This window comes from Aeromonas sp. MdU4 (assembly GCF_041929505.1).
Classification (GTDB): Bacteria; Pseudomonadota; Gammaproteobacteria; order Enterobacterales; family Aeromonadaceae; genus Aeromonas.
In genome coordinates this window covers 60,753-74,023 of sequence record NZ_JBHFMW010000002.1, presented here as the reverse complement: position 1 = coordinate 74,023, position 13,271 = coordinate 60,753, and the positions used below count along the sequence as shown (strand labels likewise).

General features: G+C 55.8%; 11 protein-coding genes. 6 read left to right on the top strand and 5 right to left on the bottom strand.

Going from position 1 to position 13,271, the window contains the following annotated elements:
* The 6 genes from ACE1BR_RS01780 (at position 1) to ACE1BR_RS01755 (ending at position 8,028) form a co-directional block, all read left to right on the top strand.
* Entirely contained in the window at positions 1–690 is a 690-nt protein-coding gene (locus ACE1BR_RS01780; protein WP_374867070.1) for an ABC transporter ATP-binding protein, read from the top strand.
* Positions 684–1,931, top strand: a complete 1,248-nt coding sequence (locus ACE1BR_RS01775) for an ABC transporter permease (RefSeq protein WP_374867068.1) — start codon at positions 684–686, stop codon at positions 1,929–1,931. Before ACE1BR_RS01780 ends, ACE1BR_RS01775 begins: the two co-directional genes overlap by 7 nt.
* A 35-nt stretch (positions 1,932–1,966) precedes the next feature.
* A complete protein-coding gene (locus tag ACE1BR_RS01770; RefSeq protein ID WP_374867066.1) occupies positions 1,967–2,440 on the top strand; it encodes a DUF3299 domain-containing protein in 474 nt (157 codons plus the stop codon).
* Positions 2,441–2,544: 104 nt separating this feature from the next.
* Positions 2,545–3,405 carry a TIGR03899 family protein gene (locus tag ACE1BR_RS01765; RefSeq protein WP_374867064.1) on the top strand — a complete coding sequence of 287 codons (861 nt, stop codon included), beginning with the start codon at positions 2,545–2,547 and terminating at the stop codon, positions 3,403–3,405.
* A gap of 252 nt (positions 3,406–3,657) precedes the next feature.
* Positions 3,658–5,295 (top strand): PAS domain-containing methyl-accepting chemotaxis protein, encoded by a 1,638-nt coding sequence (locus ACE1BR_RS01760; RefSeq protein ID WP_374867062.1) that lies wholly within the window; start codon positions 3,658–3,660, stop codon positions 5,293–5,295.
* 657 nt (positions 5,296–5,952) lie between these two features.
* On the top strand, positions 5,953–8,028 hold the full coding sequence (locus ACE1BR_RS01755) for a pentapeptide repeat-containing protein (protein WP_374867060.1): 2,076 nt from the start codon (positions 5,953–5,955) through the stop codon (positions 8,026–8,028).
* Between the two features lie 439 nt (positions 8,029–8,467).
* On the opposite strand, the gene cysC is transcribed toward ACE1BR_RS01755, so the two are convergent.
* From cysC to cysG, 5 genes are all read right to left on the bottom strand, one after another.
* The gene (cysC, locus tag ACE1BR_RS01750) at positions 8,468–9,058 is read right to left on the bottom strand and encodes an adenylyl-sulfate kinase (protein WP_374867058.1); all 591 of its coding nucleotides are present in this window, start codon (positions 9,056–9,058) and stop codon (positions 8,468–8,470) included.
* Positions 9,055–9,186, bottom strand: coding sequence for a hypothetical protein (locus ACE1BR_RS01745; RefSeq protein ID WP_374867055.1), 132 nt, complete (start codon positions 9,184–9,186; stop codon positions 9,055–9,057). Before ACE1BR_RS01745 ends, cysC begins: the two co-directional genes overlap by 4 nt.
* 125 nt (positions 9,187–9,311) lie before the next feature.
* A complete protein-coding gene (gene cysN / locus ACE1BR_RS01740) occupies positions 9,312–10,739 on the bottom strand; it encodes a sulfate adenylyltransferase subunit CysN (RefSeq protein WP_374867052.1) in 1,428 nt (475 codons plus the stop codon).
* 12 nt (positions 10,740–10,751) lie between these two features.
* Complete coding sequence (gene cysD / locus ACE1BR_RS01735) at positions 10,752–11,690, bottom strand: sulfate adenylyltransferase subunit CysD (protein WP_374867232.1); 939 nt, start codon at positions 11,688–11,690, stop codon at positions 10,752–10,754.
* A gap of 65 nt (positions 11,691–11,755) precedes the next feature.
* Positions 11,756–13,204: a siroheme synthase CysG gene (gene cysG / locus ACE1BR_RS01730; protein WP_374867049.1), complete on the bottom strand. Its 1,449-nt coding sequence runs from the start codon at positions 13,202–13,204 to the stop codon at positions 11,756–11,758.
* Positions 13,205–13,271: the final 67 nt, after the last annotated feature.

Below are 13,271 nucleotides of genomic sequence, written 5' to 3'. Positions count from 1 at the left end.
ATGAAAAAAGCCGTGGTTGAAATCCGCGATCTGGCCTTTGCCTGGCCGGGTCATGAGGCTGTACTCGATCTGCCCGCCCTCACTATCACCGAGGGTGAGCGAGTCTTTATCAAGGGCCCGTCGGGCTCCGGCAAATCGACCCTGCTCGGGTTGCTGGCCGGGATCCAGACCGCCAACCACGGCACCCTGGAGGTGCTGGGCCAACCATTGGCCCAGCTCTCTGGCCGTGCCCGTGACCACTTCCGGGCGGCCAATCTGGGTTATATCTTCCAGCAGTTCAATCTGCTGCCATTTTTATCTGTGCAGGACAATGTCACCGCCGCCCTCACCTTCTCTCCCGAGAAACGGGCTCGCCTACAGGGCAACCCCGAGCAGGAGGCGCACCGCCTGCTCACCGAGTTGCAACTGCCGGACGAGGCACTGCACCGGCCGGTTCACGCCCTCAGCATCGGCCAGCAGCAACGGGTCGCAGCAGCACGTGCCCTGATCGGCTCGCCGCCACTGGTCATCGCGGATGAACCCACCTCGGCTCTCGATACCGATAACCGGGCCGCTTTTATCAAGCTGCTATTCGAAGAGTGTGACAAGCAAGGCTCGACCCTGATCTTCGTCAGCCACGACCCCTACCTCGAACCCCTGTTCCCGCGGGTCGAAAATCTGCATCTGCTCAACCGGAGGGCCTCATGCTAAAACTTGCCCTGCAAAGTCTTTGGGCCCGCCGCCTTACCGCCGGGCTCACCCTGCTGGCTGTTGCCATCAGCGTTACCCTGCTGCTCGGGGTTGAACGGGTACGCACCCAGGCGCGTGAAAGCTTCTCCAATACCGTCTCCGGCACCGATCTCATCGTCGGAGCCCGCTCCGGTCAGGTGAATCTGCTGCTCTACTCGGTATTTCGCATCGGTAACCCCACCAACAACGTGGGGTGGGACTCCTATCAAGCCATCAAACAGAAACCCGGCATTGCCTGGACCATCCCCCTCTCGCTCGGGGACTCCCACAAGGGGTTTCGGGTACTCGGCACCAATGGCGACTACTTCACCCATCTGAAGTACGGCCAGCAGCAGCCACTACAACTGCGCGAGGGACGCCCGTTCGAAACGCCGTTTGAGGCGGTACTCGGGGCTCAGGTGGCCGAGAAGCTCGGCTATCACCTTGGCCAGTCCATCGTCATCGCCCACGGAGCCGGCAACACCTCCTTCAGTCAGCACGACAACCTGCCGTTCAAGGTGGTGGGGATCCTGGCGCCAACCGCTACCCCTATCGATCGCACCATCCATGTGCCGCTGGCCGGGATCGAGGCAATCCATCTGGGCTGGGATACCGGTCGCCACAGCAAGAACGTCACCCCGGAACAGGCGCTGGAACAGGATCTCACCCCGAAAACCATCACCGCCTTTATGGTGGGCTTGAGTAACCGGATCCTGGCGTTCCAGTTGCAGCGTAGCGTCAATACCTATCCCAAAGAGCCGCTGATGGCGATCCTGCCCGGCGCCGCGCTGCAGGAACTGTGGAGCCTGATGAGCGTGGCGGAAACCGCCCTCTCGGTCATCGCCGGCTTCGTGGTGGTGGCAGGCCTTATCGGCATGCTGACCACTCTGCTGGCAGGGCTTAACGAACGGCGCCGCGAACTTGCCATCCTGCGCTCTCTCGGCGCTGGCCCCTCCCATCTTTTCCTGCTGCTGGCACTGGAAGCGATGGCGCTCACCACCATCGGCATTGCCCTTGGGATCGCCGTGCTCTACCTGGGACAAGGGCTTGCCACTCCCTGGCTGCTCAGCCACTATGGCCTGCAATTAAGTCTGGGACTGCCGAGCAGCTACGAGTGGCAGTTGCTGGGCGTGGTGTGGCTGGCGGGCATGGTCATCGGCCTGCTTCCTGCTGCCCGCGCTTACCGCTACAGCCTGAGCGATGGCATGAGCATTCGCGTCTAACGAAACACCTCCTATTACAAACATAAGGACAGATAATGAAGTGGAAAATAGTAGCGCTGCTAGCCAGCCTGCTGGTGTTGCCTGCCATGGCCGCCGATTACAAGACTATCGACTGGGATGTACTTATCCCGCAGGGAGAAAAACTGCTGCCCCCTCCGCAGGTGAGCCACGAAGGGAATCTCGCCTCCGTGCCACAACCTGTGGGGGGCGTTAACAAGAAGCTGGATCAGCAAGATGTGCGGCTGCCTGGCTTTGTGGTACCACTGGAGGGGGATGCCAAGAAGATCACCGCCTTCCTGCTGGTGCCCTACTTTGGCGCCTGCATTCACGTCCCGCCTCCCCCTACCAATCAGGTGGTCTATGTAAGCTATCCCAAAGGGGCGCCAGTGGATGACCTGTGGGATGCCATCTGGGTCAAGGGCAAGATGCACACCGTCAGCTCCAGCCACGAGATGGCGACGGCCTCCTACTCCATGGATGCAGCCGAGATAACGGTCTACGAAGAGTAACGCACACTTCGCAAAAAAAGCGGCCTCCACGGAGGCCGCTTTGTTATCTTGAATTCAGGGTTGGAGTAACATTCACCTCCTGAACCTGTGCTAATGGAGTCAGCATGGCCGATCTGCCCCCCCCCAAGAAAGAGAGTTCGATCTTAAGCAGCCAGGAGCAGACCCTGCGTCTGGCCCGCAGTCGCGGCATCGACGGCATGCTCATCCGCAATACCGACAGCACTTTCGAACAGCGCGCTACTTTTCGCCATCTGGCTGATCAAGCCGCACGCCAGCGCAATCTGGAAGCCATCATGGTGATGGCCTCCCGCCACTGCGAAGAGACCGCGGCAGGCGGCGAAATGGATAGCGACTGGCTGACCCGCTTCCTGCAACTGGCAGAAGATATCAGCATGGTGCCGATGCAGCAGTTGTGGGGACGGATCTTCGCCCTGGAGGTTGCCACTCCGGGCCGTTTCTCCATCCGGGCGCTCTCCACTCTCAAGGAGATGACCCAGCGCGAAGCCCAGCTGTTTCAGCGCATCTGCTCCCTCACCTGCCACTATGCGGGCAACGACGACCAACGGCTGTTACTGGGGCAGCACAAGGGCGCCACGCTGCTGAGCCGAGCCAAAGCCACTCGGCTTGGCCTTGGCAAATATCGCCTGCCCTACAACGCCCTGCTCCAGTTATTCGAACTGGGGCTGCTGCACAGAGGAGAGCTGGAATCCGGCCCCCTGCCTGCCGACGGGGTCGAGCTGGAATTTGGCAACCAACGCTGGCGCCTGCAGTGCAAACAGAACAACATCACTCTGCTCTATTACCGCCTCACGCCGGTAGGCAACGAACTCGCGCAATTGCTGCAAGAGCCGCCACTGGAGGAGTATCTGCAAGATTTGAAAACCGTACTGATCCAGGGCATCCAGATCGAAATACAGCAGCCAACTCCAGAGACATCCCCGGCGCCGACAGACCCCCTCCCCTGATCCCGTAGCGGGGCAATCGCAGCCCCGCGCAACCATCATGGTCCATAAGAAACCCAAAATGAGTCGCAAACTGCACAGATTGTATGGGAGCTCATCTCAAGATCCATTGCAGATTGCAAATGCAAAGGCCTCATATAGAACAACTCCGCCACTAGTGACACACAAATCAATAACAAAAAACTCCTGGCCTATCCTTTGCAATGAGTTTTGAGGTAGATCAAACTTTAGCCACCATAGTTAGGGAGCAACGCCATGAGAGTCAATCAACCGGTTACCCAGCGCGAGCGCCTCTATCCGGATCACCAGAGCCTCATCTCCACCACTGATCTGGAAAGTCGCATCACTTACGCCAACGACGAGTTCTGCGAGATTGCAGGATTCACACTGGATGAATTGGTTGGGGAACATCACAATCTGGTCCGCCATCCAGATATGCCAAAACAAGCTTTCGCCGATCTCTGGAGCCATATCAAGGAGGGTAAAAGCTGGATGGGGCCAGTGAAAAATCGCTGCAAAAACGGCGACCACTACTGGGTCAGTGCCTTCGTCACTCCCATCAAGGATGGCAATGGCCGGGTCGTCGAGTACCAGTCGGTGCGCACCGCACCGAGTGAAGAGATCAAACAGCGGGCCGAGAAGGTTTATGCTGACCTTCGCAACAACAAGCTGCCGCTGGCGCTCAAGTTGCCCACCTTCTCCCATACCCTGACCATCAACCTCTGCCTGCTGTTGAGTCTGGCCGCGATGTTTGCGCTGGGTTACAACCACGATATGAACTGGCAACTGGGGCTGGCCGCTATTCCTCTCGCGCTTGCCGCCATCACCCTCAATGCCCTCTCCCGTCGCCTTGGCAAACTTCACAAAATGGCCCGCAGCCGCTTTGACAACCCGCTGATGCAACTGCTCTACACCAACAAGGTGGACAACATCGCCGCCATCGAGCTCTCGATGGTGATGAACCAGGCCGAGTTCAATGCCGTGCTGGCTCGCACCCAGCAGACCTGCAGCCGGATCCTGCAGGCCGCCGAGGGTGATCTGCGCAATGCCGAGTCCATCACCGACAACCTGCAGCAGCAACAGGCCGAGACCAATCAGGTAGCGACCGCCGTGACCGAGATGTCCGAGTCAATCCGCGAGGTATCGCAAAGCTCCAGCGACTCCTCCAGCCTGCTGGACGAGACCGCCGGCCTGTTCAAAAACGGCAACAGCAGCGTCACAGAGACAATTGCCGCAGTGGCTGGCATGAACAGTGAACTGACTACCTCAAGAAGCGTCATTAGCGCGCTGGTGGGCCACTGCCGCGATATCGACGGCATCCTCGATGTCATCAACAACATTGCCAACCAGACCAACCTGCTGGCCCTCAATGCCGCCATCGAAGCCGCCCGTGCTGGCGAAGCGGGCCGCGGCTTCTCGGTGGTTGCCGACGAAATTCGCTCCCTCGCCATCAAGACCCAATCCTCTACCAGCGAGATCCAGAAGATGATCACCGAACTGCAAAACAGCTCGGGCGAGGCAGAGCAGGCGATGGAGAAAGGCTGTCAGCTGGCTGAGAGCTGCCAACAGAAGGCATCGGTCACTGGTACCATCCTGCAGCAAATCAACAATATGCTGCAACAGGTCGCCTCCGGCAGCAGCCAGATTGCCCAAGCGGTGCAAGAGCAGTCCCACGTCACCGCCGAGATCAACCGCAACGTGCTCAGCATCAAGACTCTGGCCGATGACTCCAGCGTCGGCAGCCAGCACGCCGTACACGGCATCACCCAGCTGGTCACCCAGTTGAGCGACCTCAACCGTCTGGTACGCCAGTTCCAGAAAGGGGCCCCGGCCACCCAAAGCCGCTACGAAGTCGCGTCTGCCCGCGCCGTCCCGGTACGCCAAGCCAGATAACCACCACACAAACAATCGCCGCAGAAAAACCAAATGGGCCAGCAGGCCCATTTGGTTTTTTAAGGCCCGCCAACAAGCTGGCGACACTCCCGCTTTCGCCGTCCGATTTCCCCCTTCGCTGATTACCAGCGCTGTTAAACGCTTATATCGCCGCCCGTTACTAATTAGTTTGTTGATCTTGCTCAGGAAATGGCCCGCTTGCGCTTTTCACCCAAGCCCCGTTCGGTAACATAGCCGCTTGGCAACCTCTCGCAGGAGTCAGCCATGAGTCAGACCAGCACCATATCGCAGGTAAGAAGCAGCAGACTGTAGGCTGAAATTCAGGGGCGGTAGCGTGGTTTTTGCAGGTTGGCGCAGAGCGTAGCGAAACCCAACAGACAAGCACGATTAGCTCAACCAGAGAGGGATAAACATGGATTGAGTCGATCGGTAAAACACATTTCCCCATACATTTCGCGGTAAACCTTCGACTTCACTTCATTCAGCACCGACCTACGATGTTTAGCCCAACATACGAAATAAATTTTCTTATATGGAGTACGTTATTAACTACTTAGTACACCCTCCATATGATGACTTAAATAGAAAAAATTATTTTTCATTACATCATACATTTATATTTATCTGAATTTTATCCTTAGCAACCCTTGGGGTACCATGGAAACAACTAGCTTTATTTCTACAAAAGTGGCGACTAAACTATTAAAGGCTTTAACTAGCGTATTAAAAAACAACATTGACGCCAGAAATAGCGAATTAATTAGAATTAATGATGTTTTTGGCGATTGTAAAGAACTTGCTAAGTTTTATATTCAACCTGACTGTCAACAGGTTAACCCTGCAGATGAGCTTGAGGATGAAACCATATCATCAATAAGAGCTGGTGTTTTTGAAACTATAAACAAATTTTTTAATCGAGATATATTAACTAGAGATGGCGCTAGTCAGATGTTTATCCTCGCTGATGCTGGTATGGGGAAAACGTCCTTGTTGATGATGATTAAGCTTAGCCATTTAATGGCTTTCTGGCCAAAAACTTACCAATGTAAACTGCTTAAATTAGGACGCACAACCTTAAATGATATTAGTCAAATAGAAAACAAAACTCAAACTGTTCTCTTATTGGATTCGTTGGATGAAGATACTCAGTGCAAGCAAGGTGGTACAATTAATCGATTAACTAGGATACTTGAAGCAACTAGTTGTTTTTACCGTGTTATAATTACTTGCCGCACACAGTTTTTTCCTGAAACGGCAGAGTCTGCATTCAATACTATGGGTAAGATATCTTTCAATAATTATGATTGTCCGTTAGTTTATCTTTCTTTATTTACAGATGAACAGGTTGATGCATATTTGGAAAAGCGTTACCCCAGAAATTTTAAATTCATATTTAATGAATTTAAAAACCCAAAATTACATGACGCTAAACAATCGATAAAAAACATAGGCTCACTTCAATTCAGACCTTTTTTATTGTCACATATAGAAACCTTGTTGGAAAGTCATCGACAGGGAGCAACCGAGTATGAATTATATAAAGGTTTAGTAGACACATGGTTAAATCGTGAAGTCATCAAGTTAAGAACACATCACAATAAGCGCCTTAATAAGGAGGACTTGCTTAAAGCCTGTGTCTGGTTAGCTGAAACGATGCAGCGACAAGGCACTCATACTGTAGCTTTAAAGCATATCCAGCAATTATGTCATCGTGAATCTCATATTATTTTATTAAATGATCCCGCTGAGCGAGTCATTGAGGGGATCGACCATATAGATATTGGTACAAACTCACTACTAAATAGAAACTCATACGGTGAATTTAGATTCTCGCATTTAAGCATTAGAGAGTTTCTGATCGTTTATGGCGTTGAACTTGGTATTCTTACCGATAAAGGAGACCCATTTAATAAGACTGACAATATTCTTAAATTCATTAAAACTGTAAATCAATACAAAGTAGGATTATTCTTCAATGAAAAAAATGGATATTTATTAACAGGATTCAAGCTTTTAGATAAAAATCAACTAACAAACTTCAATTTAAAATATGCATCTTTAGAACTCAGTGATTTACAGAAAGCATCATTTAATCATTTAAATTTGGAAGGAGCTAACCTTCAAGGGGCAAACTTGGATGAAGCCAACTTAAAAGGAGCAAATCTAAAAAGAGCTAATCTTCAAGGGGCAAGTTTGCGAGGAGCCAACTTGCAAGGAGCAAACTTAGATAAGGCAAATTTACAAGGTGCTTGTTTTAATGGCGCAATTCTTGATGATGCAAGCTTGAATAACGCCATCCTCATTGATGCACAATTAACAACATTAACTCCAGCTATACATAACCAGAATAATACCAGCCTAAGGAATGTGAACTTCCAAATGGCAGACTTAAGTAAAGCAAACTTAGAGGGCTCCGATTTAACTGAAGCACATTTAACAGATGCCAAGCTTCATAATTCACTACTTTCTCGAGCAAATTTAAGAAATGCTCGCCTTAATGGCGCTGACTTTAAGGGCTCATTTTTCATTGAAGCTAATCTTGAGAATGCAGACCTTACCCACTCAGATCTTGGGGGAGTTGATTTTACAAATGCAAATTTACAAGATGCTAAACTGACTGGTAGCGATCTAACTCAAGCGCGTTTGACTGGCTCTAATATAACTGATGGTCAACGAAATTCGGCAATTTTTAGAAAATATGAAAATGAAAAGAAACATGAAACAACGCTATAACAACTTTTGCATTTAATTATTCAGCCCGTAGGTTAGAATAGCGCAGCGTATTCGGACAATCGCGAATAACCCCGCCGCGATATAAGCAAGGATCGGAAGATCCCCTTGCGGGGGTTATATCGGCTGCCTTGGCGTGACTCAAGGCTCGTCGGTGCCACTATAAGCTGGATTTATGGGTTTTCCGATAATGACCCAACTTTTACTTATAGTGGCTGCCGCCTGCCCATCAGCGCCTGTGGTGGCCAACTTAATGACCTCCGGGCGTTTGTTATAGGTTCTTCCGATCCAATGACAGGCAGGCGGGGCGAGTAAAGAGGGCTCTTTGCCCTTGCGACCCGCGCCTGCACTCTATTTGCTGCTTTCGGGTTGCAGCCCGGGTGATGACCCGGTTGTCGGGATAACAATCCGGCTCCCTGTGTAAGATGGCGCCACTCAACGACTACAGGTAGCTCCCCTGCCGCAGGGCGGTTAGCAGTTCATCCACCAGCACCTCGACCGGCTTGCCAGCGTTGAGCAGATGGATTTCCGGCTGCTCGGGGGCCTCGTAGGCGGAATCGATACCGGTAAAGTTGCGGATCTCCCCTGCCCGCGCCTTTTTATAGAGCCCCTTGGGGTCGCGCTCTTCACAGACGGCGAGCGGTGCATCGACAAAGACTTCGACAAACTCACCTTCGCCCAGGAGACTGCGCACCAGCTCGCGCTCGGCACGAAACGGCGAGATAAAGGCGGTGAGCACGATCAGGCCCGCATCCACCATCAGTTTTGCCACCTCGCCGACCCGGCGGATATTCTCCTGCCGCGCGGCATCATCGAAACCAAGATCGCCGCACAGGCCGTGGCGCACATTGTCGCCATCGAGCAGATAGGTGTGCTTGCCCTCGGCGGCCAGCGCCTGCTCCAGCGCCCCCGCCAGAGTCGATTTGCCCGCCCCCGACAACCCGGTAAACCAGATCACCAGCGGTCGCTGCCCCTTGGCCTCGGCCCGGCTGGCCTTGTTCACCGCATGCGGGTGCCACACAACATTATTCATCCAGACTCCTTCTTCTCGGCACAATCCTGCCCCTCACCCTGACCCTCTCCCAAAGGGAGAGGGAACACTCCCTCCCCCTCTTTTCCTCGGCGGCAAGAGGGATGGGGATAACGGGGGACGCTCATCATCCTGCCCTCTCCCAAAGGGAGAGGAAACATTCCCTGCCCCCTCTTTGTCCTCAGCGGCAGGAGGGGTAGGAATAACGGGGACGCTCATCATCCTGCTCTCTCCCGCAGGGAGGGAGAACGACGCTCTATTGCTTGTCGCTGTCGTTGCCGATGGCCAGCGCCTGCCAGTGGGGGAAGTGCTTGCGCACCAGCGCATTGAGCTCGATTTCGAACTCGCTGTAGTGACCTTTGGCTACTTTGGCAGCCAAGCCTTCCACTATCATGCCGGCGCCGACGGTGACGTTGCTCAGCCGGTCGATCAGGATAAAGCTGCCGGTATCGCGGATCTCCTGATACGGGTCGAACGCCACCGGGTCGGTGAGGCTCAGTTCGCACAGGCCGATCTCGTTGAGCTTGAGCTCGCTTGCGGGCAACTCGTCGAGCTTGTTGATCTCGATGCGGTGGCGGATGGCCTCCACCTGACCGCGACTCTTCTTGGTGGCCAGCTTGATGTCGTAGACCCGGCCCGGTTGCAGGGACTCCTCCCCCATCCAGACGATGTGGGCCAGCAGGTTCTGGGTCACTTGCGGACGGTTGGCGGCATCCACCAGCAGGTCGCCGCGGCTGATGTCGATCTCGTCGGCGAAGGTGACCGTGATGGCCTGACCCGGCAGGGCGTACTCCAGATCCCCGTCGAAGGTGACGATGCGAGTCACCGTGCTCTCCTTGCCGGACGGCAACACCGCCAGCTTGTCGCCGACCCGCAGGATGCCGGAGGCGAGCGTCCCCGCGAAGCCGCGAAAATCGAGGTTGGGACGGTTCACATACTGCACCGGCAGGCGCACCGGGTGACGCTCCAGCTCGCGCTCCACCTCAGCGGTTTCAAGCAGGGCGAGCAGGGTTTCACCCTGATACCAGGCCAGCTTGTCGCTCTGGTTGACCACGTTGTCACCGTCCAGCGCCGAGACCGGCACGATATGGATGGTGTCGACGCTGAGCTTCTTGGCGAACTCGCGGTAGTCGGCACTGATGCGCTCGAACACCTCCTGACTGAACTCCACCAGATCCATCTTGTTGACCGCCACCACGAACTGCTTGATGCCAAGCAGGCTCGCGATGAAGCTGTGGCGGCGGGTCTGATCCAGCACGCCTTTGCGGGCGTCGATCAATATGATGGCCAGATCGCAGGTGGAGGCGCCGGTGGCCATGTTGCGGGTGTACTGCTCGTGGCCCGGGGTATCCGAGATGATAAATTTGCGCTTGGCGGTAGAGAAATAGCGGTAGGCCACGTCGATGGTGATGCCCTGCTCCCGCTCCGCTTGCAGGCCGTCCACCAGCAGCGCCAAGTCCAGCTTCTCGCCGGTGGTGCCAAGCTTCTGGCTGTCGGACTCCAGCGCTTTGAGCTGATCTTCATAAATCTGCTGGGAGTCGTGCAACAACCGGCCTATGAGCGTGCTCTTGCCGTCATCCACGCTGCCGCAGGTGAGAAAACGCAGCAGACTCTTGTGCTGCTGGGCGTGCAGGTAGGCTTCGATGCCCTGTTCGGTGATGGCGGTCTGAATATGGCTGTTCATGCTGACGACTCCTTAGAAATATCCCTGACGCTTCTTTTGCTCCATGGAGCCGGCCTGATCGTGGTCAATCAGCCGCCCTTGCCGCTCGCTCGAGGTGGTGAGCAGCATCTCTTCAATAATTTCCGGCAAGGTGGTGGCATCAGACTCGATGGCCCCGGTCAGCGGGTAGCAGCCGAGGGTGCGGAAGCGCACCAGCTCCTGCTTTACCTCATCCTCGGCGGTCAGCGGCATGCGATCGTCATCCACCATGATCTTGATGCCGTTGCGCTCCACCACCGGGCGATGGGCCGCGAAGTAGAGCGGCACTATGTCGATGTTTTCCAGATAGATGTATTGCCAGATATCCAGCTCGGTCCAGTTGGAGAGCGGGAACACCCGGATGCTCTCACCCTTGTTGACCTGGCTGTTGTAGACGCGCCACAGCTCTGGGCGCTGGTTTTTTGGGTCCCAGCGGTGAGACTTGTCACGGAAGGAGTAGACCCGCTCCTTGGCACGGGACTTCTCCTCGTCGCGGCGGGCGCCCCCGAAGGCGGCGTCGAAGCCGTATTTGTTGAGCGCCTGCTTGAGCCCCTCGGTCTTCATGATGTCGGTATGCTTGCCACTACCGTGCACGAAGGGGTTGATGCCCATGGCGAGGCCATCCGGGTTCTTGTGGACAATCAGATCCAGCCCGTACTTTTTGGCGGTCTCGTCGCGGAAGGTGATCATCTCCTTGAACTTCCAGTCGGTGTCGACATGGAGCAAGGGGAAGGGGATCTTGCCCGGATAGAAGGCCTTGCGGGCCAGGTGCAGCATGACGGAGGAGTCCTTGCCGATGGAGTACATCATCACCGGGTTTTCAAATTCGGCAGCTACCTCGCGGATGATGTGGATGCTCTCGGCTTCCAGCTGCTGCAAGTGGGTCAATCTTTCACGGTCCATGTTGGTCCTCTGGTCATTACTAACGCGCATGGTCAGGGCGCGGGGTGGTTCAGTGTGCGGCCGCACCGGCAGCCGCATCAAATAGCTCTTTGCGCTCAGGCCAGCTGCACCAGCTTGAGGTCGCAGCCATCGAGGTCCGGGTTAGCGCGAAGCCGCTCGCCGCTTGTTTCCCCGCTCTTTTCCCCAAACCAGGCGAGCCGCTCGCGCAGGGCGACCACTTCGCCGATGACGATGAGCGACGGGCTCACCGCCTGTTTGGCCAGCTCGGCCAGATCGGCCAAGGTGCCGGTCAGCACCCGCTGGCGGGCTGTGGTGCCGCGCTCGATGATGGCAATGGGGGTGGCTTGGCTTCGACCGTGATCCACCAACTGCTGCTGGATATGCTCGGATCGCATCAGCCCCATGTAGATGACCAGGGTCTGACTGGTAGCGGCGAGCTGCTGCCAGTCGGGCTCCTTGCCCTCTTTTTGGCAGTGGCCTGTGATAAAGACGGCGCTCTGGGCGTAATCACGGTGGGTGAGTGGAATACCGGCATAGGCGGTGGCACCGGCAGCAGCCGTGATGCCGGGCACCACCGAGAAGGGGATACCTTCATCGGCCAACACTTCCAGCTCCTCGCCACCCCGGCCAAACATAAAGGGATCGCCCCCCTTGAGCCGCACCACCCGGTTGCCCGCTTTGGCGTATTCCACCAGCAGGCGATTGGTCTCCTCCTGCGGCACGCTATGGGCGCCCGCCTTCTTGCCGACCGACACCAGGGTGGCATCGCGGCGCACCAGATCGAGGATCTCGGGCGAGACCAGCTGGTCGTAGAGCACCACTTCAGCCTGTTGAATCTGTTGCAGCGCCTTGAGGGTCAGCAGGCCCGGATCACCGGGGCCCGCGCCGACCAGCACCACTTCCCCCACTTCGCTTTTCGCCTGGTCGAGACCATCGCTCAGCCACTGCTCGGCACCTTGCCAATCGGCTTTCTCAATCAGGCTGGCGAGGGTGTTGGAGGCAAAGGCGCGCTCCCAGAAGCGGCGACGATCGGAAATCGAGGAGAGCACCCGCTTCGCCTTGTCACGGACCCGGCCGGATAGCTCGGTCAGCCCGCCGAGATGGCGCGGCAGCAGACTCTCGAGCCGCTCGCGCAGCAGGCGCACCAGCACCGGCGCCTTGCCGCCACTGGAGACCGCCACCATCAGCGGCGAGCGATCGATGATCGAGGGGAAGATAAAGCTGGAGCGCTTGGGGTCATCCACCACGTTGACGAACAGACCCAGCTGATTGGCACTTTGATAAACCAGTGCGTTGACTTCGAGGTTGTCGGTCGCCGCCACCACCAAAATCTGGTCGGCCAGATGGGCCGGGGTGAAGCGCTCCGCCAGATGGGTGAAACGACCGGCAAATTCAGTGAATTCCGGTTCAAGCTCCGGGGAGACGATGGTCAGTCGGGCACCGGCCGCCAGCAGCAGGCGCGCCTTGCGCAGGGCCACCTCGCCCCCGCCCACCAACAGCACCGGGCGACCGTCCAACTTGGCAAACATCGGCAAATAATCCATTTCGACCCATCCCGCGGAATACGACTAATATGGGGCGACTATAGGCAGGGCTACTTATCCCTCAAAA